The 25,777-nt window shown below is 58.5% G+C and carries 23 protein-coding genes; all 23 read left to right on the forward strand.

From position 1 onward, the window contains the following. Positions 1-460 precede the first annotated feature (460 nt). The 23 genes from GSQ93_RS08535 (at position 461) to atpD (ending at position 25,735) form a co-directional block, all read left to right on the forward strand. Positions 461-1,240 (forward strand): ABC transporter ATP-binding protein, encoded by a 780-nt coding sequence (locus GSQ93_RS08535; RefSeq protein WP_158935241.1) that lies wholly within the window; start codon positions 461-463, stop codon positions 1,238-1,240. Beyond that, complete coding sequence (locus GSQ93_RS08540; protein WP_158935242.1) at positions 1,237-1,998, forward strand: ABC transporter ATP-binding protein; 762 nt, start codon at positions 1,237-1,239, stop codon at positions 1,996-1,998. The genes GSQ93_RS08535 and GSQ93_RS08540 overlap by 4 nt, the downstream gene beginning before the upstream one ends. Positions 1,999-2,058: 60 nt before the next feature. Beyond that, positions 2,059-3,282, forward strand: coding sequence for an ABC transporter substrate-binding protein (locus GSQ93_RS08545; RefSeq protein ID WP_158935243.1), 1,224 nt, complete (start codon positions 2,059-2,061; stop codon positions 3,280-3,282). A 154-nt stretch (positions 3,283-3,436) separates the two neighbouring features. Next, on the forward strand, positions 3,437-4,321 hold the full coding sequence (locus GSQ93_RS08550) for a branched-chain amino acid ABC transporter permease (protein ID WP_158935244.1): 885 nt from the start codon (positions 3,437-3,439) through the stop codon (positions 4,319-4,321). Continuing rightward, positions 4,321-5,292 carry a branched-chain amino acid ABC transporter permease gene (locus GSQ93_RS08555; protein WP_158935340.1) on the forward strand — a complete coding sequence of 324 codons (972 nt, stop codon included), beginning with the start codon at positions 4,321-4,323 and terminating at the stop codon, positions 5,290-5,292. Before GSQ93_RS08550 ends, GSQ93_RS08555 begins: the two co-directional genes overlap by 1 nt. 591 nt (positions 5,293-5,883) lie before the next feature. Beyond that, positions 5,884-7,050, forward strand: a complete 1,167-nt coding sequence (locus GSQ93_RS08560) for an ABC transporter substrate-binding protein (RefSeq protein ID WP_158935245.1) — start codon at positions 5,884-5,886, stop codon at positions 7,048-7,050. A gap of 283 nt (positions 7,051-7,333) precedes the next feature. After that, a complete protein-coding gene (locus GSQ93_RS08565; protein WP_158935246.1) occupies positions 7,334-8,512 on the forward strand; it encodes an ABC transporter substrate-binding protein in 1,179 nt (392 codons plus the stop codon). Positions 8,513-8,676: 164 nt separating this feature from the next. Continuing rightward, positions 8,677-9,732, forward strand: coding sequence for a branched-chain amino acid ABC transporter permease (locus GSQ93_RS08570; RefSeq protein WP_158935247.1), 1,056 nt, complete (start codon positions 8,677-8,679; stop codon positions 9,730-9,732). Between the two features lie 4 nt (positions 9,733-9,736). Then, complete coding sequence (locus GSQ93_RS08575; RefSeq protein ID WP_158935248.1) at positions 9,737-11,521, forward strand: ATP-binding cassette domain-containing protein; 1,785 nt, start codon at positions 9,737-9,739, stop codon at positions 11,519-11,521. Next, the gene (locus tag GSQ93_RS08580; RefSeq protein WP_158935249.1) at positions 11,521-12,267 is read left to right on the forward strand and encodes an ABC transporter ATP-binding protein; all 747 of its coding nucleotides are present in this window, start codon (positions 11,521-11,523) and stop codon (positions 12,265-12,267) included. Before GSQ93_RS08575 ends, GSQ93_RS08580 begins: the two co-directional genes overlap by 1 nt. 247 nt (positions 12,268-12,514) lie before the next feature. Next, on the forward strand, positions 12,515-14,491 hold the full coding sequence (gene mnmG, locus GSQ93_RS08585; RefSeq protein ID WP_158935250.1) for a tRNA uridine-5-carboxymethylaminomethyl(34) synthesis enzyme MnmG: 1,977 nt from the start codon (positions 12,515-12,517) through the stop codon (positions 14,489-14,491). Continuing rightward, positions 14,491-15,171 (forward strand): 16S rRNA (guanine(527)-N(7))-methyltransferase RsmG, encoded by a 681-nt coding sequence (gene rsmG, locus GSQ93_RS08590; protein WP_158935341.1) that lies wholly within the window; start codon positions 14,491-14,493, stop codon positions 15,169-15,171. The genes mnmG and rsmG overlap by 1 nt, the downstream gene beginning before the upstream one ends. A gap of 62 nt (positions 15,172-15,233) precedes the next feature. Continuing rightward, positions 15,234-16,004: a ParA family protein gene (locus GSQ93_RS08595; protein ID WP_158935342.1), complete on the forward strand. Its 771-nt coding sequence runs from the start codon at positions 15,234-15,236 to the stop codon at positions 16,002-16,004. 37 nt (positions 16,005-16,041) lie between these two features. Further along, the gene (locus tag GSQ93_RS08600) at positions 16,042-16,971 is read left to right on the forward strand and encodes a ParB/RepB/Spo0J family partition protein (protein ID WP_158935251.1); all 930 of its coding nucleotides are present in this window, start codon (positions 16,042-16,044) and stop codon (positions 16,969-16,971) included. A 6-nt stretch (positions 16,972-16,977) separates the two neighbouring features. Beyond that, positions 16,978-18,117 carry an SLC13 family permease gene (locus tag GSQ93_RS08605; protein WP_158935252.1) on the forward strand — a complete coding sequence of 380 codons (1,140 nt, stop codon included), beginning with the start codon at positions 16,978-16,980 and terminating at the stop codon, positions 18,115-18,117. Positions 18,118-18,430: 313 nt separating this feature from the next. Continuing rightward, positions 18,431-19,027 (forward strand): ATP synthase subunit I, encoded by a 597-nt coding sequence (locus GSQ93_RS08610; protein WP_158935253.1) that lies wholly within the window; start codon positions 18,431-18,433, stop codon positions 19,025-19,027. 192 nt (positions 19,028-19,219) lie between these two features. Next, the gene (atpB, locus tag GSQ93_RS08615; RefSeq protein WP_158935254.1) at positions 19,220-20,071 is read left to right on the forward strand and encodes a F0F1 ATP synthase subunit A; all 852 of its coding nucleotides are present in this window, start codon (positions 19,220-19,222) and stop codon (positions 20,069-20,071) included. A gap of 147 nt (positions 20,072-20,218) precedes the next feature. Further along, on the forward strand, positions 20,219-20,491 hold the full coding sequence (gene atpE, locus GSQ93_RS08620) for a F0F1 ATP synthase subunit C (protein ID WP_031364235.1): 273 nt from the start codon (positions 20,219-20,221) through the stop codon (positions 20,489-20,491). Positions 20,492-20,628: 137 nt separating this feature from the next. Then, positions 20,629-21,099 carry a F0F1 ATP synthase subunit B gene (locus GSQ93_RS08625; protein ID WP_158935255.1) on the forward strand — a complete coding sequence of 157 codons (471 nt, stop codon included), beginning with the start codon at positions 20,629-20,631 and terminating at the stop codon, positions 21,097-21,099. Positions 21,100-21,101: 2 nt separating this feature from the next. After that, complete coding sequence (locus GSQ93_RS08630) at positions 21,102-21,641, forward strand: F0F1 ATP synthase subunit delta (RefSeq protein WP_158935256.1); 540 nt, start codon at positions 21,102-21,104, stop codon at positions 21,639-21,641. Positions 21,642-21,690: 49 nt separating this feature from the next. Further along, on the forward strand, positions 21,691-23,232 hold the full coding sequence (gene atpA / locus GSQ93_RS08635; RefSeq protein WP_158935257.1) for a F0F1 ATP synthase subunit alpha: 1,542 nt from the start codon (positions 21,691-21,693) through the stop codon (positions 23,230-23,232). 136 nt (positions 23,233-23,368) lie between these two features. Beyond that, the gene (gene atpG / locus GSQ93_RS08640) at positions 23,369-24,271 is read left to right on the forward strand and encodes a F0F1 ATP synthase subunit gamma (RefSeq protein WP_158935258.1); all 903 of its coding nucleotides are present in this window, start codon (positions 23,369-23,371) and stop codon (positions 24,269-24,271) included. A gap of 69 nt (positions 24,272-24,340) precedes the next feature. Continuing rightward, entirely contained in the window at positions 24,341-25,735 is a 1,395-nt protein-coding gene (gene atpD, locus GSQ93_RS08645; protein WP_158935259.1) for a F0F1 ATP synthase subunit beta, read from the forward strand. Positions 25,736-25,777 lie beyond the last annotated feature (42 nt).

Below are 25,777 nucleotides of genomic sequence, written 5' to 3' on the forward strand. Positions count from 1 at the left end.
GCGCTTTCTTTGCTTCGTTTCTTTGTCGCTAAGGACCAAGAAATGACGTGCCGCCACGCACAGTGGCTAACAGTGATAAAAAAATCATCTAACACTGGCAGACCACGAACACCGAAAGCACCACCCCGGCATAGACTCCGACCGCTAACCCCAAGACCCCCCGAACACTGACCAACCCCCCGTCCACCGGTGCGAACAAAAATTCCCCGTCCGAGTAAGTGCAAATCCCGATGATTGCGCTGCATCATTGGCGCGACAATAAGGCCTGCGTGCTTGTTGCACCGCAGGTCTGCATCACCATTGTGCAGCACGCAAGAAATGCAACGGCAGCGCAGCAAAATCGCAGCAGCATCACCATAATCACCCAACACCAACACCGCCAGCAAAATCACGGGGCATGCGCCAAAAGCGCGCCGAGCTGAAGCTGAAACAAAGGCTCAAACAAAGCACGGAAGGGGACATGATTCTCGGCGATACGATTCTGGAAACCCGCGGCCTGACAAAAGAGTTCAAAGGCTTCACCGCCGTCAACGGCGTGAACCTGCGCGTGCGCCGCGGCTCCATCCACGCATTGATCGGCCCCAACGGCGCGGGCAAAACCACCTGCTTCAACCTGCTCACCAAGTTCCTGGAACCCACCGCAGGACAAATCGTCTTCAACGGCATCGACATCACCCGCGAACGCCCCGCGCAAATCGCTCGCCGCGGTGTCATCCGCTCTTTCCAGATTTCCGCTGTGTTCCCGCATCTGACAGTGATGCAGAACGTGCGCATCGGATTGCAACGCTCGCTCGGTACATCGTTTAAATTCTGGAAGAGCGAACGCGTTCTCGATGAACTCAATGATCGCGCCATGGACTTGCTCACCCAGGTCGGCTTGACCGATTTCGCCGATACCACCACGGTCGAACTTTCCTATGGCCGCAAACGCGCACTCGAAATCGCCACCACGCTGTCGATGGAACCCGAACTCATGCTCCTCGATGAACCCACGCAAGGCATGGGTCACGAAGACGTCGACCGCGTGACGGCGCTGATCAAGAAAGTATCAGCGGGACGCACGATCCTGATGGTTGAACACAACATGAACGTGATCGCGGGTATCTCCGACACCATCACCGTCCTGCAACGCGGCGAAGTGCTGGCCGAGGGCAGCTATGCAGAGGTATCGAAGAACGCGCTGGTGATGGAAGCCTACATGGGCAGCGCCGACGCAGCCCTCGCCGGAGCGCACGCATGAGCACGATCGTGGAAGAGCGCCGCGCAGAACAATTGCGCAAAGCATCGACTCAGGAGCCGGCGCTCGAGCTCGTTGGCGCGCAAGCCTGGTACGGTGAATCGCACATCCTGCACGGCGTGGACCTGACCGTGCATCGAGGCGAAGTGGTGACGCTGCTCGGACGCAATGGCGCAGGCCGCACAACCACGCTGCGCGCCATCATGGGTCTGACGGGCCGTCGCACGGGGTCGATTCGTATCGGTGGACATGAAACCGTTGGCATGTCGACGCACAAGATCGCGCACTACGGCGTGGGGTATTGCCCGGAAGAACGCGGCATCTTTTCAAGCCTCTCGTGCGAAGAGAACCTGCTTCTGCCGCCGCTCGTGGGCCCGGCGAAAGACGCCATGTCGATCGATGAAATCTATTCGATGTTCCCCAATCTCAAGGAGCGCCGCAGTAGCCAGGGCACGCGGTTATCCGGTGGCGAACAGCAAATGCTGGCGGTCGCGCGCATCTTGCGTACGGGTGCAAATCTGCTGCTGCTCGATGAAATTTCGGAAGGGCTTGCGCCTGTCATCGTCCAGACGCTTGCGCGAATGATCATGATGCTGAAGGCGCGTGGCTACACCATCGTGATGGTCGAACAGAATTTTCGTTTTGCTGCGCCGCTCGCCGATCGCTTCTATGTCATGGAGCACGGGAAGATCGTCGAGCATTTCAATTCCGGCGAACTCGAAACGAAAATGCCGGTGCTGCACGAGCTGCTCGGGGTTTAGAACATCAACGCACGCTCAAAGCACGCTCAACGCAAGAACAACAACTCAACGGAGACTGTAATGAAGAAGAAGACCCTCGCGCGCCTGTCGGGACTCTGCCTGGCAGTTGCCGCGGCCACGGCCTCGCTGATGGCTGGCAACGTTCAGGCAGCTCCCGGCGACACGGTGAAGATTGGCTATATCACCGACTTGTCGGGCCTTTATGCTGATATCGACGGGCAGGGTGGCCTCGAATCCATCCGCATGGCAATCGCGGATTTCGGCGGCAAGGTGAACGGCAAGCCGATTGAACTCGTCTACGCGGATCACCAGAACAAGGCGGACATTGCAGCGTCGCGGGCGCGTGAATGGATTGACCGCGACGGCGTGAACGTGATTATTGGCGGCACGAATTCGGCAACCGCGTTGTCGACGAATCAAGTGGCCGGCGAAAAGCATATCCCGTACATCAACATTGGCGCGGGCGCGGACAACCTGACCAACGAGCAATGCACGCCCTACACGGTTCACTACGCGTACGACACCATGGCGCTCGCCAAGGGCACGGGTTCGGCGGTAACGAAGCAGGGCGGCAAGACGTGGTTCTTCCTGACGGCCGACTACGCGTTCGGCAAGGCGCTGGAAAAGAACACGTCGGACGTGGTGAAGGCGAACGGCGGCCAAGTACTCGGCGCGGTTCGTCATCCGTTGTCGGCGTCTGACTTTTCTTCGTTCCTGCTGCAGGCGCAATCGTCGAAGGCGCAGGTGCTGGGTCTGGCGAACGCAGGCGGCGACACGATCAACTCGATCAAGGCCGCGAAGGAATTCGGCATCACCAAGACGATGAAGCTCGCCGCACTGCTGATCTTCCTCACCGACATCCACAGCCTGGGTCTCGAAACCACGCAAGGCCTGGTTGCAACTGACAGCTGGTACTGGAACAAGGACGCGACCACGCGCGCCTGGGCACAGCGCTACTTTGCGAAGATGAAGAAGATGCCGACAAGTCTTCACGCAGCCGATTACTCCGCGGTCACCACGTACCTGAAGGCGGTGCAAGCGGCCGGCACGACGGATAGCGACAAGGTCATGGACCAGTTGCACAAGATGAAGATCAATGACTTCTACACGCAAAACGGCTACATCCGCGCGGACGGAAGCATGATCCACGACATGTACCTGATGCAAGTGAAGACGCCGGCGGAATCGAAGGAACCTTGGGACTACTACAAGATCACGGCGACCATTCCGGGCGATCAGGCCTTCGACACCAAGGCTGAATCGCGCTGCGCGTTGTGGAAGTAAGCGGCCGGTTTTAGCGGCACTGCGGATTCAGGTGTGACGCGTCGGGTGTTGAAGCCCACGCACCCTTCGTGATCCGCATGATCGATCGACGCATGCCGGCTTGCTCATCTTGAGCCTGCCAGCATGCGTCGAAACTACTCTGACGGCAGATTCAATGGAAATTTTCGGCATTCCGCTCGCGGCGATGATGAGCCAGTTGCTGCTCGGGCTGGTGAACGGATCGTTCTACGCCATCTTGAGCCTTGGCCTCGCGGTGATTTTCGGCCTGCTCAACGTGATCAACTTCGCGCACGGCGCGTTGTTCATGCTGGGCGCGATGCTCACATGGATGGGTTTTTCGTATTTCAACGTGCCGTATTGGGCGATGCTCGTGCTCGCGCCTTTAGTGGTGGGCGTGTTCGGCATCGTGATTGAACGGACGATGTTGCGCTGGCTGTATAAGCTCGATCATCTGTATGGCTTGCTGCTTACGTTTGGTCTGACGCTGGTTATTGAAGGCGTGTTCCGGTCTATCTATGGTTCATCCGGCCAGCCTTACGATGTCCCTGAAATGCTCTCCGGCGCGACGAACCTTGGCTTCATGTACCTGCCGAATTATCGTGCGTGGGTGGTGCTGGCATCGCTGGTCGTGTGTTTTGCGACGTGGTTCGTGATCGAGAAAACGCGCCTGGGTGCGTATCTTCGCGCGGGCACCGAGAACCCGAAGATGGTCGAGGCGTTCGGCATCAACGTGCCGCTGATGGTCACGCTCACCTACGGTTTCGGCGTCGCGCTCGCGGCGTTCGCGGGCGTGCTTGCCGCGCCGGTGATCCAGGTGTCGCCGCTGATGGGGCAGTCGATGATCATCACCGTGTTCGCGGTGGTCGTTATCGGCGGAATGGGGTCGATCATGGGATCGATCCTGACCGGCCTCGGGCTCGGCGTGATTGAGGGCCTGACGCGCGTGTTCTATCCGGAAGCCTCGGCGACGGTCGTTTTCGTGATCATGGCGCTGGTGCTGCTCGTGCGCCCGGCGGGACTTTTCGGCAAGGAAAAATGATGGTTAGGAAAGTGCTCTACGGCGTGTTGCTTGCCGGTCTGATCGCGGCGCCGTTCCTCGGCGTGTACCCGGTCTTCATGATGAAAGTGCTGTGTTTCGCGCTGTTGGCGGCCGCCTTCAACTTGTTGATCGGCTACACGGGTCTGCTTTCCTTCGGCCACGCGATGTTCCTCGCCAGCGCTGGTTATTCCGCCGGATATGCCATCCAGACGCTCGGTTTTACGCCGGAACTCGGCGTGATTGCAGGCACGGCAGTGGCGACTCTTCTTGGGTTGATCGTGGGCTTGTTCGCGATTCGGCGCCAAGGCATCTACTTCGCGATGGTCACGCTGGCGCTCGCGCAGATGGTCTATTTCGTGTTCTTGCAGGCGCCGTTCACGCATGGCGAAGACGGTATGCAAGGCGTGCCGCGCGGCAAGCTGTTCGGCGCAATCAGCCTCAGTTCCGACCTGACGCTCTATTACGTCGTGCTCGTGGTGATGGTGCTGGCGTTTGGGTTCATTGTGCGCGTGGTGCATTCGCCGTTCGGGCAAGTGCTGATCGCGATCAAGGAGAACGAGCCGCGCGCGATCTCGCTGGGTTACGACACGTCGCGTTTCAAGCTGCTGGCGTTCGTGTTGTCGGCGGGATTGGCGGGACTGGCTGGCGCGCTTCAAACATTGGTGCTCGGCTTCGAGACGCTCGGCGACGCCTACTGGACCATGTCCGGCCTGGTCGTGCTGATGACCCTGGTGGGTGGCATGAGCACCATGTTCGGGCCTCTGCTTGGCGCATTCATCATTGTGGCGCTGGAGAATCGTCTCGGCGATATCGGCGCAGCGCTGTCTTCGCTCACCGGTATCGACTGGTTTAACTCGCTGGGAGAGTCGGTGACGATCGTGACAGGCCTTATCTTTATTGCATGCGTGCTGCTGTTCCGGCGCGGCATTGTGGGGGAAATCGTCGCACGGGTGAGGCCGTTGCGCGGCTAGAACGACAGTAGCCGACACCACGCAATTTAGTTGGCGATCCGAAGTAGTTGCCATGACGAATGATGGTTTTCCCGCAGTTAACCGCCGCATTTAACAGGACCTGGATAAACGGGCGCCCAATAAAGGTGCTAACGTGCACCACTAGGGTAAATGCTAGGTTGTCGGTATTGATTGCACAATCTAATATCCGTTTCAGTTCTGTTGCACCCGAATTTTGAGGTGGAGAACGAGGAGACAACGAGGCATCAAGTGCCCGACCGAAAGCGCTGTTGGATGATTCCAACAGCGCTTTTTATTTGTGCTCCGTATTCTCGGATTTTCACATCCACATCGATTTATTCTGCCGGGATCAAAGGGCCAGACGCGCCCTTCGAACGCCCGCGATTCGCATTAATTTAATCATTTTCGTACGGGTTTTCCCGAGCATTTTTTAATGCGTGCTTTGGCGCGCATTCGCTCGTTCAAATTCCTTCAAATCGCTTGCCCCACGGGGTTCTCGTCCGCTACACTCGCGATTCACCGACCGCGTGGTCGGGATATAAAAATCGTAAAATCGCGCCAGTGAACAAAACACATTTACGGGGCATATCAATGAAGTTGGCTTTACGCTGGATCTCGACGGCGGCGCTCGTCGCGAGCGTGTCCATGGTAGTCAGTACGCAGGTTTTTGCAGACGTAAAGATTGGCGTGACGTTATCCGCTACCGGCCCGGCTGCATCGCTGGGAATTCCTGAAAAGAACACCATTGCGCTGCTGCCGAAGGAGATCGCCGGGCAAAAGATGGAATACATCGTGCTCGATGACGCGACCGATTCCACGCAAGCCATCAAGAATGCCCGCAAGTTGACGAGTGAAGATCACGTCGACGCCCTGATCGGTTCCACGGTTGTTCCGAATTCGCTTGCGATGATCGATGTGGCGTCAGAGACCTCCACACCCATGATCTCGATGGCCGCAGCGGCCACGATCGTCGAACCGATGGATGCAAAACGCGCGTGGGTCTTCAAGACGCCGCAGAACGACATCTTGATGGCGACGGCTATTGCGCAGCACATGTCGAATCATGGCGTGAAGTCGGTGGCGTTTATTGGTTTCAGCGATGCTTACGGCGAGAGCTGGTTCAAGGAATTCACCAAAGCCGCCGATCTCGCGAAGATCAAGGTGGTCGCTAACGAACGGTTCGCGCGCAACGATACATCGGTGACAGGGCAGGTTCTCAAGGCCATGTCGCAGAATCCCGATGCTGTGCTGATCGCGGGCGCCGGTACGCCAGCCGCGTTGCCGCAAAAGACGCTGAAAGAGCGGGGCTACAAGGGCAAGATCTATCAGACGCATGGCGTGGCGAACAACGACTTCCTGCGCGTGTGCGGCAAGGATTGTGAGGGCACATTCCTGCCGGCCGGGCCGTTGCTGGTTGCAGCGCAGCTGCCCGATTCGAACCCCGTGAAGAAGGCCGCGCTGACTTATAAACAGGCTTACGAAAGTGCTTATGGTGCGGGTTCCGTGTCCACGTTCGGCGGTCACGCGTGGGACGCGGGTCTGTTGCTGCAACGGGCGATTCCGATCGCGTTGAAGAAGGGGCAACCGGGCACGCAGGCGTTTCGTGAAGCGTTGCGCGCGGCTATCGAGAGCACCCAGGATTTGCCCGGCTCGCACGGGATCTTCAACATGAGCGCAAACGATCACTCAGGACTCGATCAGCGGGCGCGCGTGATGGTGGAGATCGTCGGCGGGCAGTGGAAGCTCGCCAAAGACTGACGGGAAACCTAAACGACGATATGAACCGACCTAAGGCGCGTTGCTTCGAACGCGCCTTTTTTTCGAGGTGTTATCGAATAGGTTGGATGTTTTAGATGGGCTCGGCAGCGCTGGCCTGATGGCTAACGCTGAGGGAAAACGAGTCTAGGCACAGGCAATGACCGAAAATAGATTGAGCGGCAACTAATAAGCGGCAGCAAGCCAAGACCGCACGACAAGATTCATAACAACTCGCAGTAGCGTACAAGGCGTGCGCGATGGCATAGCGTCTGGAGACGATGCAATGAAAAAGACTAACTCGTGGAAGTGGCAGGGACGGCTGACAAGCGCGGCGCTCGGCGTGACGCTTGCCTTTGCTGGTGGCACTGCGTTCGCGCAGGTGAAGATTGGCGTGACGTTATCGGCGACCGGGCCGGCGGCATCGCTTGGGATTCCCGAGAAAAATACGATCGCGTTGTTGCCGAAGGAGATCGGCGGGAAGACGGTGGAGTACATCGTGCTCGATGACGGTTCCGACACCAGCCGCGCAGTGCAGAACACGCGCAAGCTGATCGATGAAGATCATGTCGACGCTATCGTGGGCTCGACCGTCACGCCGAACTCGCTTGCCATGCTCGACCCGGCAAGCCAGGGCAAGACGCCAATGATCTCGCTGGCTGCATCGGCTGCGATCATCTCGCCGATGGATGCCAAACGCTCGTGGGCGTTCAAGACGCCCCAGAACGACAGCCTGATGGCCGACGCAATTGCCGAGTATATGGAGAAGCACGGCGTGAAGACGGTTGGCTTCATCGGCTTCGCAGATGCGTACGGCGACGGCTGGTACAGCGTGTTCAACACCGCCGCGGCCGCGCACAACCTGAAGATCGTCACGAACGAGCGCTTTAATCGCACCGATACCTCGGTCACCGGCCAAGTGCTGAAGACCATGAGCGCCAATCCGGATGCGGTGTTGATCGCGGGTGCGGGTACGCCGTCTGCGCTGCCTGCCAAGGCACTGAAGGAGCGTGGTTACAAGGGCAAGGTCTATCAGACGCACGGCGTGGCGAACAACGACTTCCTGCGCGTGTGCGGGAAGGATTGCGATGGCGAATTGCTGCCCGCGGGGCCGATCCTCGTGACGGATCAATTGCCTGACAGCAATCCGGTGAAGAAGTCGTCGCAGGCTTATAAGGCGGCGTATGAGAAGGCCTACGGCGCAGGGTCGGTATCCACGTTTGGCGGTCACGCGTGGGATGCCGGGCACATGCTGGAGCAAGCTATTCCCGAAGCGCTCAAGACGGCTCAACCAGGCACCGAAGCGTTTCGTGTAGCGCTACGCAACGCGCTGGAAAACGTGAAGGACCTGCCGCTCGCGCACGGCGTGATGAACACCACGCCAACCGATCACAACGGCCTCGACAAGCGCGCCCGCGTGATGGTGCAGATTGTCGATGGCAAGTGGAAGCTGCAGACCGACTAGTCGTGACATGGATCGCTTGCGCGCCGGCAATTTGGCGCGTTAGCGTTCCAACGTTCCGGGGTATCAACCATGGCCTGAGGCTGCGTTTTTCTCGCGGTTCCAGGCCATATTTTCGATGGGCTGATCCGGCAGTCCCAGTAGCAGGACGTTCCTAAAGAGGAAGTATGGACTTATCGATTGCGGCGATTCTCGCGCAAGACGGCATCACCACGGGCGCGATCTACGCATTGCTCGCGCTCGCGCTGGTCCTCGTGTTTTCGGTGACGCGTGTCATCTTCATCCCGCAGGGCGAATTCGTCGCGTATGGCGCGCTGACGCTGGCTGCGCTGCAAACGCAGAAGCTGCCGGCAACGTGCTGGCTGCTGATTGCCATGGGCGTGGGGTGCTTCGTCGCGGAGATAGCGGGCATCGTGCGGCATCCGTCGCGACACCGGCGGATAGGGCGCACGCTCGCCGTGCTGGCGGGCAAATACCTGATGTTCCCGGTAGCAGTCTATGGGCTGACGCAGAGCGTGTTGATGCAGCCGCTGCCCATGATCCTGCAAGTCGCGCTCGCGCTGCTGATCGTGATTCCGATGGGTCCGTTCGTCTATCGGTTGGCCTATGAGCCGATCGCCGAAGCGAGCACGCTGCTGCTGCTGATCGTGGCGGTCGCCGTGCATTTCGCGATGGTCGGCCTCGGTCTCGTGATGTTCGGCGCGGAGGGCTCGCGTACGACTGCTTTCTCCGATGCCACCTTCAACGTAGGCAGCGTGTCGATCTCCGGACAGAGTCTCTGGGTGGTCGGGACGGCTGCGGTGCTGATCGTCGCGCTGTACTTGTACTTCGATCGCACGATCTCCGGGAAGGCGCTGCGCGCGACCTCGGTGAACCGGCTTGGCGCGCGCCTGGTGGGCATCGGAACGACGCAGGCTGGACGGCTTGCCTTCACGCTCGCGGCCGGCCTGGGCGCGCTCTGCGGCGTCCTGGTGGCACCAATCACAACTATCTACTACGACTCGGGCTTCCTGATCGGCTTGAAGGGCTTTGTTGGGGCGATCGTGGGCGGATTGGTAAGTTATCCACTCGCCGCAGCGGGTTCGCTGCTGGTTGGACTGCTTGAATCGTATTCGTCGTTCTGGGCGAGCGCGTACAAAGAGGTGATCGTCTTCACGCTGATCATTCCGGTGCTGCTGTGGCGGAGTCTGGCAAGCCCGCATTCGGACGAAGATGAGGAGTGACGCGATGAAATTCGTCCTGCGAAACAAGTTTTTCTGGGTATTCCTGCTGCTCGTATTCGTGCTGCCGGTGCTGCCGCATCCAGTGCGCATGCCCGAGTACTGGATCACGCTGCTGAACTACATCGGTTTGTACTCCATTGTCGCTATCGGGCTCGTGCTGTTGACGGGTATTGGCGGGATGACGAGCTTCGGGCAAGCGGCGTTCGTGGGTGTGGGCGCTTATTCAACCGCCTACCTGACGACACAGTTTGGTGTGTCGCCGTGGCTTGCGTTGATCGTGGGCGTGGTGCTGACGGCGCTGATCGCGCTGCTGCTTGGGATGGTCACCATGCGGCTGTCTGGTCACTTCCTGCCGCTTGGAACAATCGCGTGGGGGCTATCGCTGTTCTTCCTGTTTGGGAATCTCGAATTTCTCGGCAAATACGACGGCATCAACGGCATTCCGGTGCTCAACCTGTTCGGATGGCATCTCGAATCCGGAAGGTCGATCTATTACCTGATCTGGGCGGTCGTGTTGCTCGCGGTCGTATCTGTTCAAAATCTGCTTAATAGCCGTCCGGGTCGCGCGATTCGTGCACTTCGCGGTGGCGGCACGATGGCCGAAGCCATGGGCGTGAACACTGCTTGGATGCGGGTGGTGATCTTCGTCTATGCCGCCGTGCTGGCCGCGATCTCTGGCTTCCTCTATGCGCATTTGCAGCGCGCGGTGAATCCAACGCCGTTCGGTTTGAATCACGGCATTGAATTCCTGTTCATGGCGGTGGTCGGGGGCGTATCGCATGTCTGGGGTGCGGTGTTGGGCGCGACGATCCTCACCGTTCTGCAGGACTATCTGCAGACCTTGCTGCCCAAACTGCTTGGCTCGAATGGCAATTTCGAGATCATCGTATTCGGGATATTGATGGTCTTGCTGCTTCAATACGCTCGGCAAGGGGTCTGGCCGTTTGTCGCGCGGCTCTTTCCCAGTGGCCCGCGTGCCCGTGCACCCGAGCACGCTGAAGCGCTGCCACAACGCGCGAAGCCAACTATCGGGGAGCCTTTGCTGGTCGTCGATAAAGCTCGCAAGGAGTTCGGTGGACTGGTCGCCGTCAACGACGTCAGCTTCCAGGTGAAGGCGGGCGAGATCATCGGATTGATCGGCCCGAACGGCGCGGGGAAATCGACGACATTCAACCTGGTTACCGGTGTGCTGCAGGCTACGAGCGGCTCGATCACCTTTCAGGGCGAACGTATCGATGCACTGACTTCACGTGAAATTGTCAAACGCGGTATTGGGCGGACGTTCCAGCACGTGCGGTTGCTATCGGGAATGACGGTTCTGGAGAACGTTGCGATTGGTGCGCACTTGCGAGGAAAGACGGGCGTCTGGCGCAGCGTCGCGCGTTTGAACGCCACGGAAGAAGGGCGTTTGATGGCAGAGGCGGTAAAGCAGATCACGCGTGTGGGCTTGGAGAAACATCTCTACGACGAAGCCGGCAGTCTGGCGTTGGGGCAACAACGCATTCTGGAAATTGCCCGCGCTCTATGCTGCGATCCGACTTTGCTATTACTCGACGAGCCCGCGGCCGGTTTGCGCTATCAGGAGAAACGGCAATTGGCGGAATTGCTGCGACGCCTGAAGGGCGAGGGCATGAGCATCTTGCTGGTAGAACACGACATGGATTTCGTGATGAATTTGACCGACCGGTTGGTAGTGATGGAGTTTGGAACCCGAATTGCGGAAGGATTGCCTGAGGATGTCCAGAAAGACCCAGCCGTGTTAGAAGCCTATTTGGGTGGGGTGGACTGATGGCTGATGCAATTCTTCAAGTCGCCGGATTGTCCGTTCGTTACGGCAAGGTCGAGGCACTGCACGACGGCAAGCTTACCGTTGGCGCGGGGCAAATCGTTTCAGTTATTGGGCCGAACGGCGCTGGCAAATCTACTTTGCTCAACGCCATCATGGGCGCGCTTCCTTCTACGGGGTATGCAAAGGGCACCGTTTTATATCAGGGCGAGGATGTTTCGGCGTTGGCGATCGAGAAACGCGTTGCCCGTGGAATGTGTCTGGTGCCAGAAAAGCGCGAATTGTTCGCGAGCATGACCGTGGAAGACAACTTGGTCTTGGGCGCATATCGACGGAAGCGGGCAGGCGAGCGCAATTTTCTCGATCAACTCGATCATGTGTTCGACTTGTTCCCACGTCTAAAAGAACGTAGAAAGCAGGCTGCCGGAACGTTGTCGGGCGGGGAGCGACAGATGCTTGCGGTGGGCCGTGCGCTGATGGGAAAGCCGGATTTGCTGATGTTGGATGAACCTAGTCTTGGGCTTGCACCGTTAATCGTGAAGGAAATTTTCCATATCATCAGTGCGTTGCGCCAAACGGGTGTCGCTACGTTGCTGATCGAGCAGAATGCACGCGCAGCGCTGCAGATATCGGATTACGGCTACGTGCTCGAAACAGGCGAGTTCGCGATGGAAGGCGTTGCTAGCGAACTGGCACACGATCCAAAGGTTATTGAAACATATTTGGGATTGGCGAAGAAAGTCGCGTAGCTGCCTTAAGGCTCAGCAAACTTTGGTGGCGTGTTTCACGTGAAACACGCTATTTTTTTTAGCTAAGCATTGATGGTGGATTTTTATGCGACTTGGAGATTATCGACGCGGTGGTTTTCAATGGCATGTTTCACGTGAAACATGCCATTTTTTCGCGCTAGCTGTTTAGCCTGAATCGTGGCAAAAGCTAACCGGCTATAATTCTTCGATATCTCTTTCGAAGGTCCGCCACATCGCGCGGGAACCCATGCTTTATCCAACTGAATTCGATGTGATCGTCGTAGGTGGCGGTCACGCTGGAACTGAAGCCGCCTTAGCCTCAGCTCGAACAGGCGCGGCCACGCTTTTGTTGACCCATAACATCGAAACGCTCGGCCAAATGAGCTGTAATCCCTCGATTGGCGGGATTGGGAAGGGCCATCTGGTAAAGGAAATCGATGCTCTTGGCGGCGCAATGGCCGCAGCAACTGACGAAGCGGGCATCCAGTTTCGAATTCTGAACTCGTCGAAAGGACCGGCCGTCCGCGCCACACGGGCGCAGGCAGATCGCGTTCTGTACAAGCAAGCGATTCGGCATCGGCTCGAAAATCAGCCGAATCTTTGGTTGTTCCAGCAGGCAGTGGATGATTTGATCGTAGAAGGCGACCGAGTTGTCGGCGCTGTGACTCAGGTCGGTGTGAAATTCCGTGCGAAAGCAGTCGTGCTGACGGCCGGTACTTTCCTCGATGGAAAGATTCACGTGGGTTTGAATAACTACACGGGCGGCAGGGCGGGCGATCCGGCTGCCGTGTCTTTGTCCGCGCGGCTTAAGGAACTTCAGCTCCCGCAAGGTCGACTGAAAACGGGTACGCCGCCGCGTATTGATGGCCGCACCATCGACTATTCAAAGCTCGAAGAGCAACCGGGCGATCTCGATCCAGTGCCCGTGTTCTCTTTCCTCGGGCGCGTTGAGCAACATCCGCGACAAGTACCGTGCTGGGTGACGCATACCAACGAGCGTACGCACGACATCATTCGGGCGGGCCTCGACCGTTCGCCGATGTACACAGGCGTGATCGAAGGCGTCGGTCCGCGCTATTGCCCGTCGATTGAGGACAAGATCCATCGGTTTGCGTCCAAGGACTCGCACCAGATCTTCCTGGAACCTGAAGGCCTGACGACGAACGAGTTTTATCCGAACGGCATTTCCACAAGCTTGCCATTCGACGTTCAGCTTGAATTGGTCCGTTCCATGAAGGGGTTGGAGCACGCGCACATTCTGCGACCGGGCTACGCGATTGAATACGATTACTTCGATCCCCGTGCGCTCAAGGCATCGTTGGAAACCAAAGCAATTGGCGGTCTGTTCTTCGCGGGACAGATCAATGGCACGACCGGCTACGAGGAAGCCGCTGCACAAGGCTTGCTCGCGGGTCTTAACGCGGCGTTGCAAGTCGGTGGGAAGGATGCATGGTGCCCCCGTCGTGACGAAGCGTATTTGGGCGTTCTGGTCGACGATTTGGTTACGCAAGGGGTGTCCGAGCCGTATCGGATGTTCACCAGTCGCGCGGAATATCGCCTGTCGCTGCGTGAAGACAACGCTGATATGCGTTTGACCGAGGCGGGTAGGGCGTTGGGCATTGTGGATGACATCCGCTGGAACGTGTTCAACGAAAAACGTGACGCTGTTTCACGTGAAACACAGCGCCTGAAATCGACTTGGGTTAACCCTAAAACGTTGCCCGTAGAAGAATCTATCGCGCTGCTCGGCAAGCCTATTGACCACGAATACAGCTTGGCGGATTTACTGCGGCGACCGAGCGTCACCTATGCCGATGTTTGTGCATTGCGGAATCACACGTCCGGCCCAGAAACACCGCTGGCCCACGATCCGATCTTGCTTGGCCAAATCGAAGAGCAGATCGAGATCGCGGTGAAATATCAGGGCTACATCGACCGCCAGGCCGGCGAGATAGAGCGCAATGGCACGCACGAGAATACGCGCTTGCCGGAAGCGTTCGACTACGCAGAAGTGCGCGGACTGTCCTTCGAGGCTCGTCAAAAACTCATACAGCATCGGCCGGAGACGATTGGCCAAGCGTCGCGTATTCCGGGCGTTACGCCGGCTACCATTTCCTTGCTCATGGTTCACCTCAAACGGGCGATGGGCCGCCACGACGGCACAGGTCAGGCAGCGGTCGAAAATACTAGGACCGGGCGTGGCAGCGCTCGCTCCGTCTCGTGATGCAGCGTGAAGCCGGGGACGCCGGACTACAAAAGCTTTTAAACGAAGGAATCGAGCAACTCGGCATTGCCGTCACGGACGCGCAGCGCCAGAAGTTGCTCGACTACGTGGCGTTGCTGGGTAAGTGGAACGCGGTCTACAACCTGACCGCAATCCGTGATCCGCGCCAGATGCTGATCCAGCATATTCTTGATTCTCTCGCGATCATCCCGTTTCTCACACGGCGTACCGAACCTCAGTCCGCGCTCGATGTCGGGTCAGGCGGCGGTTTGCCCGGAATAGTCATGGCAATTGTCCTACCTGAGTGGCAAGTCACACTGAACGACATTGTTCACAAGAAAACGGCCTTCCAATCGCAGGCAAAGTTGCAGCTCGGACTGACCAACTTGTCGGTTGTGACAGGACGTGTCGAGAACCTGCACCCCGGTATAGAAGTCCCAGGTCTTTTCGATGTAATCGTGTCGCGCGCGTTCGCAGAACTCTCTGACTTCGTTACACTTGCGCGTCATCTGGTTGCTGGCAACGGCCGCATCTGGGCGATGAAAGGAATCAGGCCGGACGCCGAGATCGCTCGCCTTCCCGCCGACACGAAAGTCTGCTGTATCGAACGTCTCCGCGTGCCCATGCTCGACGCCGAGCGCCACCTGATCGAAATTGAAATCGGAGCGGCCCCACATTGAACACTGCAGTCGACATCTCACGCGCACCTGAAATCCAGTCAGGAAAGAAGGGACACATCACGATGGCAAAAATCTTCTGCGTCGCGAACCAGAAGGGCGGCGTCGGAAAGACGACGACAGCAGTCAATCTCGCGGCGAGTCTGGCGGCGCTTGACCAGCGCGTCTTGCTGATCGATCTGGACCCGCAGGGCAACGCCACCATGGGCAGCGGCGTCGACAAAGCCGCCGTCGAGAACACTGTGTACGACGTACTGGTGAACGGGGTGACGGTACTTGAAGCGCGTACTCGCACGGATGCGGTCGGCTACGACGTCTTGCCGGCTAACCGCGAACTGGCGGGTGCGGAGGTGGAGCTGGTCGGCGTGGAAAACCGCGAACGCGTGCTGCGTAAGGCGTTGACGGAAGTCGAAGCCGAATACGATTTCATTCTTATCGATTGCCCGCCGGCTTTGTCGTTACTCACGCTAAACGGTTTATGCGCCGCCCACGGCGTGGTCATCCCGATGCAGTGCGAGTATTTCGCGCTGGAAGGCCTGTCCGACCTCGTCAACACGATCAAGCAGGTCCACGCGAATCTCAACCGCGACCTGAAGGTGATCGGATTGTTGCGCGTCATGTTCGATCCCCGGATTACGTTGCAGCAACAGGTATCGGATCAACTGAAACAGCATTTCGGTGACAAGCTCTTCGACGTCGTCATTCCCCGCAATGTCCGTCTGGCCGAAGCGCCCAGTTACGGTTTGCCGGGTGTCGTGTTCGACCGGGCATCGCGTGGTGCGCAGGCGTATATCCAGTTCGGCACGGAAATGATCGAGCGCGTACGCGCGCTTTAACGGACATAGCGTCAAGATGGCAGAACGAGGAAGCAAGATGAACGCAACGATGAAGAAGAAGGGCCTTGGGCGCGGTCTGGAGGCCCTGCTGGGCGGAAGCTCGGATATCACCGAGGCTGTGCGCAGCGAAGGCCTGCCGAACGTTCTACGCCTCGACTCGATGCAAGCCGGCAAGTACCAGCCGCGTACCCGAATGGACGAAGGCGCTCTGCAGGAGCTCGCGGCCAGCATCCGGGCACAAGGTGTGATGCAGCCGATTCTCGTGCGTTCGATCGGCGACGACCGGTACGAAATCATTGCCGGCGAGCGGCGCTTCCGGGCGGCGAAACTCGCGGGCCTCGAAGAAGTGCCGGTGCTGGTGAAGAACGTGCCGGATCAGGCCGCTGCGGCCATGGCGCTGATCGAGAACATCCAGCGCGAGGATTTGAATCCGCTGGAAGAGGCGCAGGGTATCCAGCGCCTGCTCAACGAATTCGATTTCACGCACGAGCAAGCCGCGGAATCGGTCGGGCGTTCGCGTAGTGCCGTATCGAATTTGCTGCGCCTGTTGAACCTGGCTACACCGGTTCAAACCATGCTGCTCGCGGGCGATCTAGACATGGGCCACGCTCGCGCGCTGCTTGCCGTCGACGCCGCCACGCAGATCCAGTTGGCCAACCAGGTGGTCAACAAGCGCATGTCGGTGCGCGAGACCGAGAAGCTGGTTTCATCGACGACCAAGGAAGTGCCCGCTACGAAAGCGCGCGTCGCGCACGATGGCGGCCGCGACACGCGTCGGTTGGAAGAGGAGTTGTCCGACCTCCTGTCGGCGAACGTGAAGATCAAGATGGGCGGGCGAGGGCGCGGCAAGTTGCAGATCGATTTCGGCGATCTCGATGCGCTCGAAGGCATTTTGGGACGCCTGCGCACAGGCGCCGTCAGCGGCAAAGCGGTGACCACGGACAATACCTCCGCAGCGCAGGCATAGGTCTCGATGCAGTCGCCCGCGGACTCCAAACGTCTCCGAACGAATCTTTTGGCAAAAGCGTTGGCGCTTGTCACCAAAGAGCCCGTGCTGGCGATCCTGCTGGTCGCGCTCGTCGCGCTGCAAGTCCTGCATCCCAAGCCGTGGGCGTCGTTACCCGCGTTGATCGACTGGCAGACCGTGCTGACGCTTGCCGGCTTGCTGATGTTGACCAAGGCGGTGGAGCTGTCCGGCTTCCTCATGTGGATGGCGCACCGCGTTGTGCATCGGATTCACGGTGAACGCGGCCTGGCGTTTCTGCTGATCGGCCTGGCCGCAGCACTCTCGACCTTGCTCACCAACGACGTCGCCCTGTTCGCCGTCGTGCCGTTGACCCTGTCGCTGCACAAACTCGCGCCGCTTCCCGTCAAGCGGCTGGTGATCTTCATCGCGATCGCTGTGAATGCCGGGTCGATCCTGACGCCGCTCGGCAACCCGCAGAACCTGTTCCTCTGGCAGACGAGCGGCGTGTCCTTCGGCGGCTTCGTGTGGGCGTTGCTGCCGTTGTGCGCGGCGCTCATGGTGATGCTTTACGCGCTGGCCGCGGTCATGTTCCACAACAAGCCGCTCGATCTCCCTGGCGATACCGAAGCACATTCCGTCGATATCCCGCTCTGCACGGTGGCGGGCATTGCGTTCATCGCATTCGTGGTTCTCGCCGATATCCATTACGCCGGAATCGGCCTGGCCGCCGTTGCGCTGGGTTTCCTGATCTGGCGACGTCAGGTCGTGCTGAAAATCGACTGGTTGCTGCTGCTGATCTTCGTGCTGATGTTCATCGTGTTGCGCAGCGTGGCCGCCTTGCCGTGGGTGAATCACGCAATCGCAAGCCTTGGCCTCGATACGCCACTCAAGGCGTATGCGGCGGGCGCAGTGTTGTCACAGGGAATCAGCAACGTGCCGGCGGCAATCATGCTCGCGGAGTTTTCGAAAGACTGGCGAGCGCTGGCGTTCGGCGTAAGCGTAGGGGGATTTGGCATCGCGATCGGTTCGCTTGCCAATCTGATCGCCGTCCGGCTTTCGGGTGAACGCGGCATGTGGGGTCCATTTCACCTCATCTCCATTCCATTCTGGATCGTCGCAGCGGCTGTAGGAGCCTGGCTCGTTTAATCAGATGAAAATGGTGCGACGCACGCAACGTGATTCGTGTCCTGCTGAAAAACGACGTGAAACCACCGCACATCCGGCGGTAATCAAACTCGTTGTCCGTACAAGTGAAATCTCCTTTCAGAGACGTGTTTTTAAGGCTCGTCCGCTTGATTTTTGATGGCCCTAAGCTATTGAATCTGTGACAACAATCGCTTACAATCCCCCGGATTTATCAGCTTGGCGACTCCGAAAGCGCAACGTAAGTATGTGGTTGAATCCAGCCATGAACCGGCGGCAAATGTGCAGGTTGTAACTGACTTTAGTGAGATGTGTGATGGCGGTGCGAGAGCAGGATCGAGCGCCGGAAGGCGGGCAAGATGGGCGCGATTCACGCCATGCCGCTAATTCGACCGGACACAAGACGTCTGGTTCAACGCCCAGCACCACTTCTTCTGGTCAGTCGCGCCACCTGTCGGATCATCCATTCGACGATTCGTGGGACGCTGAAGCACAAGATAACAAAACTGTTCCGCTGACGCGGGCAGAGGCGGAGACGCTGTTTGGTCCTGAAGTAAGTCGTTCCTCGCGTGTCACGCCGTTCAAGGTGGTGGCGGCGCAAATGGTTTTGTCCCTGTGTGCGACGTTGGCATGGTGGCTGTTCTACAGTCCACCGGGCGCTGCTGCGCTGTCCGCGTTCCTCGGGGGAGCGATTTGCTGGGTGCCGAGCGGCTTGTTCGCGGCACGTCTGAAAGCGAAGAGCGGCGCCGAAACCATCGCAAGCTGGATGATCGGCGAAGCAATGAAGATGGGCGCGACTATCGCCATGTTCGTGGCCATTGCGTACGGTTTCAAAGGCGTGCTGTGGGTGCCGCTGCTGGTCACGTACCTCATCGCGTTGAAGACGTACTGGATCGCGATGGCTTGGAAGTAGGCCGCGGCATCGCGCGGCTGGCGAACTTGACGCGCCAGGTAAGTGACGGACCAACGGTAACAGAGCAAATTAATACGTGCGGAGTAACTCTCCTGCACGCGGGCCCGTGCCCTGCTGATCGCCCATGGAATGGCGGTTCGAGGATTACACGGGCGGCGGAAGATTTTCGACAATTTGGGTGGCTTTAAAGTTATGGCAGCTAGCGAAGGAACGCACGCGATGGATCCGTCGGAGTACATCGCGCACCATTTGCAGAATCTCTCCACCTCTTCGCAGACGTCGATTTTCGATATCCACGTCTGGAATCTCGACACGCTTTTCTGGTCGATCCTGTGCGGTCTCGCCACAATTGCGATTCTCGGACTGGCGGCTCGCAAGGCAACGTCCGGCGTGCCGGGCCGCTTCCAGTGCGCGATCGAGATGCTGGTCGAGATGGTGGAAGACCAGTCGAAGTCGATGGTCCACGGCAGCCGCCGTTTCATCGCCCCGCTCGCCCTCACGGTGTTCGTGTGGGTCGCACTCATGAATTCGCTCGACTTCATCCCGGTTGATCTGCCTACGCGCGTGATCGGCTGGCTGGGTCTGTCGGAGACGTTCCCGCATATGCGCATCGTCCCGACGGCTGACCTGAACGGCACGCTGGGCATTGCTATCGGCGTGTTCGTGCTGATGATTTACTACAACTTCAAGATCAAGGGCGTTGGCGGCTTCGTGCACGAACTGCTGTCAGCTCCGTTCGGCGCGCATCCGCTGCTGTGGATCCCGAACCTTGCACTCAACATCATCGAGTTCGTCGCCAAGACGGTTTCCCTCGGCATGCGGCTGTTCGGCAACATGTACGCAGGAGAACTGTTGTTCCTGCTGATCGCGCTGCTCGGCAGCATGTGGCACTTCGGCGCGGACGCCTCCGTGCTCGGCTTTTTGGGCCACGTAGTTGCAGGGACGGTTTGGGCGATCTTCCACATTCTGATCGTGCTGCTGCAGGCGTTTATTTTCATGATGCTGACGCTGGTGTATCTCGGCCAGGCGCATGACTCGCACTAAAGCTTCAATCAGGCAGCAGGGAAGGCTCACAGTAGTTCGGTAAAACGCTGCAGAACAGCGCAGCGGCGAACCAAGAATCAGCAGAATCGCATCGAGTTTCAATTTTATAAATCTAAGTTCCAAAGTCTTTTTCACATAGGAGTAGTCATGAACGCTTTCATCGCCAACATCCAGGGTCTGACCGCCATCGGTATCGGCATCATCATCGGCCTGGGTGCAATCGGCGCCTGTATCGGTATCGGCCTGATGGGCGGCAAGTACATCGAAGCATGTGCGCGCCAGCCGGAACTGATGAACCCGCTGCAAACCAAGATGTTCCTCTTGGCTGGTCTGATCGACGCGGCGTTCCTGATTGGCGTTGGTGTGGCAATGCTGTTTGCGTTCGCGAACCCGCTGCTGTCGAAGCTCGTCGCAGGCTGAGATTCCTCGGAAGTGTGCGCTCGAGCTTTCAAGCGACGAGCGCAGGACGGAACGTGCGACGGCGCTTAATCGATGCAAACCTCGATCAAGCGCCTTGCCGTTTCACTCTCCGGATTAGCAACGTTTAAGGAAACACCGTGAATCTCAACGCAACCCTGTTTGCGCAAATGGTCGTGTTTCTGATCCTCGCGTGGTTCACGATGAAGTTCGTGTGGCCGCCGTTGATCAACGCCCTGGATGAGCGCTCGAAGAAGATCGCCGACGGCTTGTCAGCCGCCGAAAAGGGCAAGGCCGAACTCGAAGCCGCACATAAGCGCGTCGACCAGGAACTCGCGCAAGCCCGTAACGACGGCCAGCAGCGTATTGCGGATGCTGAAAAGCGCGCAGTCGCAGTTGCCGACGAAATCAAGGCTAACGCCCAGGCTGAAGCCGCGCGCATCATTGCGCAAGCGAAGGCCGACGCAGACCAGCAAGTCGTCAAGGCGCGCGAAACATTGCGCGGCGAAGTCGCGGCGCTGGCCGTGAAGGGCGCCGAGCAGATCCTGAAGCGCGAAGTCGATCAATCGGCTCACGCCGAGATGCTGAATCAACTCAAAGCCGAGCTCTGATCATGGCCGAACTTGCAACCATCGCACGACCGTACGCTGAAGCTGTATTCCGCGTGGCCGAAGCGGGTGAGCTCGCCGCCTGGTCTGACTTCGTCGAGGAGCTGGCTCAGGTTGCGCGTCTGCCTGAAGTGCTGTCCATCGCGACGAGCCCGAAAGTGAGCCGCGATCAGGTCAGCGAGCTGTTGTTGTCGGCGGTGAAATCACCGCTCGCGCAACAGCCAGAGGCAAAGAACTTAGTACGGATGCTGGTGGACAACCACCGGTTGACGCTGATGCCGGAAATTGCCGTGCAGTTCGACGAGCTGAAGAATTCCCGCGAAGGTGCGGCTGATGCGCTGATTGTCAGCGCATTCCCGCTGGAAGGCGCACAGTTGACCGACCTTGTCGCGAATCTCGAACGCAAGTTCCACTGCAAGCTGAAACCTACTGTTGAAGTCGATAAGTCGCTGATTGGCGGTGTTCGCGTGACGGTAGGCGACGAAGTACTCGATACCTCGGTCCGTGCGCGCCTTGCCGGCATGCAGACGGCTCTGTCCGCCTGACGCGCTTTTGCGCCGGCGCACGTAAAGAATTGACTATCAGGAGTGACTAATGCAACTCAATCCCTCTGAGATCAGCGAGCTGATCAAGAGCCGGATCCAGGGTCTGGAAGCGAGCGTCGATGTTCGCAACCAAGGCACTGTGATTTCCGTGACCGACGGTATCGTGCGTATTCACGGTTTGTCGGACGTGATGCAGGGCGAAATGCTCGAATTCCCGGGCAACACCTTCGGCCTCGCGCTGAACCTCGAGCGCGATTCGGTTGGCGCCGTGATTTTGGGCGAATACGAACACATTTCGGAAGGCGATATCGTCAAGACGACGGGTCGTATTCTTGAAGTGCCGGTAGGCCCGGAACTGCTCGGCCGTGTGGTCGACGCACTGGGCGTGCCTATCGACGGTAAGGGTCCGGTCAACGCAAAGCTGACCGACGCTGTCGAAAAGATTGCGCCGGGCGTGATTTGGCGTAAGTCGGTGTCGGAGCCGGTTCAAACGGGTCTGAAGTCCATCGACGCAATGGTGCCGGTTGGCCGTGGCCAGCGCGAGCTGATCATTGGCGACCGTCAGTGCGGCAAGACGGCTGTGGCCATTGACGCGATCATCAACCAGAAAGGCAAGAACCTCTTCTGTATCTACGTCGCAATCGGCCAGAAAGCTTCGTCGATCATGAACGTGGTGCGCAAGCTGGAAGAAAGCGGCGCGATGGAATACACGATCGTGGTCGCGGCTTCGGCTTCGGAATCGGCTGCGATGCAATACCTCGCACCGTACGCCGGCTGCACGATGGGCGAGTACTTCCGCGATCGCGGTCAAGACGCGCTGATCGTGTATGACGATTTGACCAAGCAAGCATGGGCGTATCGTCAGATTTCGCTGTTGCTGCGCCGTCCGCCGGGCCGTGAAGCGTATCCGGGCGACGTGTTCTATCTGCACTCGCGTCTGTTGGAACGTGCTGCTCGCGTGTCGGAAGACTACGTTGAGAAGTTCACGAAGGGTGAAGTCAAGGGCAAGAGCGGTTCGCTGACGGCATTGCCGGTCATTGAAACGCAAGCCGGCGACGTGACCGCATTCGTTCCGACGAACGTGATCTCGATTACCGACGGCCAGATCTTCCTGGAAACCGACTTGTTCAACGCCGGTATCCGTCCTGCTATTAACGCAGGCGTGTCCGTGTCGCGAGTCGGCGGTGCAGCGCAGACCAAGGTCATCAAGAAGCTGTCCGGCGGTATTCGTACCGACCTGGCGCAGTATCGTGAATTGGCCGCGTTCTCGCAGTTCGCATCGGACCTGGACGAAGCCACGCGTAAGCAACTGGAGCGCGGTCGTCGCGTGACGGAATTGCTGAAGCAGCCGCAGTATCAGCCGCTGCAAGTGTGGGAACTGGCGATCGCGCTGTTTGCCGCGAACAACGGTTACCTTGACGATCTCGAAGTCGCTCAAGTGCTGCCGTTCGAAAAGGGTCTTCGCGACTTCTTGAAGACCAAGCACGCCGACATGATCAAGCGTATCGAAGATAACAAAGACTTGTCGAAGGACGACGAAGGCGCATTGCATGCCGCGCTGAAGGACTTCAAGAAGTCGGGCGCTTACTGATCCTCGTATTGGTCGAACTTTGAAGCGGCGCGGGCCGCTTTCAGAACAAACGAAGCATCCCGCGCCACTTCGATGGCTTTGCATGGGTCCCGAGTAAGCGCTAAAGCGCTAACTCGGGCCGACAAAGGAGTAAGCAATGGCTGGAATGAAGGAAATCCGCGGCAAGATCAAGAGCGTGCAAAACACGCGCAAGATCACCAAGGCGATGGAAATGGTGGCTGCGTCGAAAATGCGCCGCGCGCAGGAGCGCATGCGCGCTGCTCGCCCGTATGCCGACAAGATCCGCGACGTCGCTGCGCACATGAGCGCTGCCACGCCTGAGTATCGCCATCCGTTCATGGTTGAGAACAAGGGCGCGAAAGCGGCCGGCATGATCCTCGTCACGACCGATAAAGGTCTGTGCGGCGGCATGAACACGAACGTGCTGCGCGCTGCGCTCCTGAAGTTCAAGGAGCTGGAGCAGAAAGGTCAGACGATCGAAGCATCGGCGATCGGCAGCAAGGGTCTGGGCTTCCTGAACCGGTTGAAGGCCAAGACCGTGTCGCAAGTCACGCATCTGGGCGACACGCCGCATCTGGAAAAGCTGATCGGCGCGATCAAGGTTCAGCTCGACCTGTATTCGGAAGGCAAGATCAGCGCGGTTTATCTGGCGTTCACCCGTTTCGTCAACACGATGAAGCAGGAAGCTGTGATCGAACAATTGCTGCCGTTGTCGGCCAGCGATTTCGCGCGCAAGGACGGCCTGGATAAAGACAGCGAACTGGTCACGCCGAAGACATCGTGGGACTACATCTACGAACCGGATGCGCAGACCGTCGTCGACGAACTGCTCGTGCGTTATGTCGAAGCGCTCGTCTATCAGGCGGTAGCGGAAAACATGGCGTCGGAGCAATCGGCTCGGATGGTCGCGATGAAGGCTGCGTCCGACAACGCGAAGACCGTGATCGGCGAATTGCAGCTCGTGTACAACAAGAGCCGGCAAGCATCGATCACGAAGGAATTGTCAGAAATCGTCGGTGGCGCTGCAGCGGTCGGTTGATCGTCCAAGCGTCGAATCGAACTGCGCCTGTCGCGCGAGTGAAGAATTCAAGTATCTAAAGGAAATGCGATGAGTACTACTGCTTTGGTAGAAGGCAAGATCGTACAGTGCATCGGCGCGGTTATCGACGTGGAATTCCCGCGTTCCGACATGCCGAAAATCTACGACGCGCTCGTTTTGGAAGGGTCGGAACTGACGCTCGAAGTCCAGCAGCAACTGGGCGACGGCGTGGTTCGTACCATTTGCCTGGGTGCATCGGATGGATTGCGCCGCGGTACGGTGGTGAAGAACACGGGTAAGCCGATCAGCGTGCCGGTTGGCAAGCCGACGCTTGGCCGGATCATGGACGTGCTGGGTCGTCCGATCGATGAAGCCGGCCCGATCAACTCGGACGTCACGCGCGGGATTCACCAGAAAGCGCCGAAGTTCGAAGATCTGTCGCCATCGACCGAACTGCTCGAAACCGGCATCAAGGTGATTGACCTGATCTGCCCGTTTGCCAAGGGCGGTAAGGTTGGCCTGTTCGGTGGCGCCGGTGTGGGCAAGACCGTGAACATGATGGAACTGATCAACAACATCGCTAAAGAGCACGGTGGTTATTCCGTGTTCGCCGGTGTTGGCGAGCGTACCCGCGAAGGGAACGACTTCTATCATGAAATGAAGGATTCGAACGTTCTGGACAAGGTCGCGCTGGTATACGGCCAGATGAACGAGCCGCCGGGCAACCGTCTGCGCGTGGCGCTGACCGGCCTGACGATGGCTGAGCATTTCCGTGACGAAGGTTTGGACGTGCTGTTCTTCGTGGACAACATCTACCGTTTCACGCTGGCTGGTACGGAAGTGTCGGCTCTGCTGGGACGTATGCCGTCGGCAGTGGGCTATCAGCCGACGCTGGCTGAAGAAATGGGCCGTCTGCAAGAACGGATCACGTCGACGAAAACCGGCTCGATCACCTCGGTGCAAGCCGTGTACGTTCCTGCCGATGACTTGACCGACCCGTCGCCGGCGACCACGTTTGGTCACTTGGACGCAACCGTCGTGTTGTCGCGTGATATCGCTTCGCTGGGTATTTATCCGGCTGTGGATCCGCTCGATTCGACCTCGCGTCAGATCGACCCGAACGTGATTGGCGAAGAGCATTACGCCATCACGCGTGGTGTGCAGCAAACGCTGCAGCGCTACAAGGAATTGCGCGACATTATCGCGATTCTGGGCATGGACGAACTCGCGCCGGATGACAAGCTCGCGGTTGCGCGCGCTCGTAAGATCCAGCGTTTCCTGTCGCAGCCGTTCCACGTCGCGGAAGTCTTCACGGGCTCGCCGGGCAAGTACGTGCCGCTGAAGGAAACCATCCGTGGTTTCAAGATGATCGTTGAAGGTGAGTGCGATCATCTGCCGGAGCAGGCGTTCTACATGGTCGGCACCATCGACGAAGCCTTTGAAAAGGCCAAGAAGATTCAATAAGGATGGATGGGCGCGGAGATTGTAGAAAAACCGCGTCCTATT

The organism is Burkholderia sp. S171 (assembly GCF_009766085.1).
GTDB lineage: Bacteria > Pseudomonadota > Gammaproteobacteria > Burkholderiales > Burkholderiaceae > Caballeronia.

Bases quoted from the DNA above. Each gene is read 5' to 3' on its own strand.
- GSQ93_RS08535 (WP_158935241.1), top strand. From the start codon at position 461: ATGATTCTCGGCGATACGATTCTGGAAACCCGCGGCCTGACAAAAGAG.
- GSQ93_RS08540 (WP_158935242.1), top strand. From the start codon at position 1,237: ATGAGCACGATCGTGGAAGAGCGCCGCGCAGAACAATTGCGCAAAGCA.
- GSQ93_RS08545 (WP_158935243.1), top strand. From the start codon at position 2,059: ATGAAGAAGAAGACCCTCGCGCGCCTGTCGGGACTCTGCCTGGCAGTT.
- GSQ93_RS08550 (WP_158935244.1), top strand. From the start codon at position 3,437: ATGGAAATTTTCGGCATTCCGCTCGCGGCGATGATGAGCCAGTTGCTG.
- GSQ93_RS08555 (WP_158935340.1), top strand. From the start codon at position 4,321: ATGGTTAGGAAAGTGCTCTACGGCGTGTTGCTTGCCGGTCTGATCGCG.
- GSQ93_RS08560 (WP_158935245.1), top strand. From the start codon at position 5,884: ATGAAGTTGGCTTTACGCTGGATCTCGACGGCGGCGCTCGTCGCGAGC.
- GSQ93_RS08565 (WP_158935246.1), top strand. From the start codon at position 7,334: ATGAAAAAGACTAACTCGTGGAAGTGGCAGGGACGGCTGACAAGCGCG.
- GSQ93_RS08570 (WP_158935247.1), top strand. From the start codon at position 8,677: ATGGACTTATCGATTGCGGCGATTCTCGCGCAAGACGGCATCACCACG.
- GSQ93_RS08575 (WP_158935248.1), top strand. From the start codon at position 9,737: ATGAAATTCGTCCTGCGAAACAAGTTTTTCTGGGTATTCCTGCTGCTC.
- GSQ93_RS08580 (WP_158935249.1), top strand. From the start codon at position 11,521: ATGGCTGATGCAATTCTTCAAGTCGCCGGATTGTCCGTTCGTTACGGC.
- mnmG (WP_158935250.1), top strand. From the start codon at position 12,515: ATGCTTTATCCAACTGAATTCGATGTGATCGTCGTAGGTGGCGGTCAC.
- rsmG (WP_158935341.1), top strand. From the start codon at position 14,491: ATGCAGCGTGAAGCCGGGGACGCCGGACTACAAAAGCTTTTAAACGAA.
- GSQ93_RS08595 (WP_158935342.1), top strand. From the start codon at position 15,234: ATGGCAAAAATCTTCTGCGTCGCGAACCAGAAGGGCGGCGTCGGAAAG.
- GSQ93_RS08600 (WP_158935251.1), top strand. From the start codon at position 16,042: ATGAACGCAACGATGAAGAAGAAGGGCCTTGGGCGCGGTCTGGAGGCC.
- GSQ93_RS08605 (WP_158935252.1), top strand. From the start codon at position 16,978: ATGCAGTCGCCCGCGGACTCCAAACGTCTCCGAACGAATCTTTTGGCA.
- GSQ93_RS08610 (WP_158935253.1), top strand. From the start codon at position 18,431: ATGGCGGTGCGAGAGCAGGATCGAGCGCCGGAAGGCGGGCAAGATGGG.
- atpB (WP_158935254.1), top strand. From the start codon at position 19,220: ATGGCAGCTAGCGAAGGAACGCACGCGATGGATCCGTCGGAGTACATC.
- atpE (WP_031364235.1), top strand. From the start codon at position 20,219: ATGAACGCTTTCATCGCCAACATCCAGGGTCTGACCGCCATCGGTATC.
- GSQ93_RS08630 (WP_158935256.1), top strand. From the start codon at position 21,102: ATGGCCGAACTTGCAACCATCGCACGACCGTACGCTGAAGCTGTATTC.
- atpA (WP_158935257.1), top strand. From the start codon at position 21,691: ATGCAACTCAATCCCTCTGAGATCAGCGAGCTGATCAAGAGCCGGATC.
- atpG (WP_158935258.1), top strand. From the start codon at position 23,369: ATGGCTGGAATGAAGGAAATCCGCGGCAAGATCAAGAGCGTGCAAAAC.
- atpD (WP_158935259.1), top strand. From the start codon at position 24,341: ATGAGTACTACTGCTTTGGTAGAAGGCAAGATCGTACAGTGCATCGGC.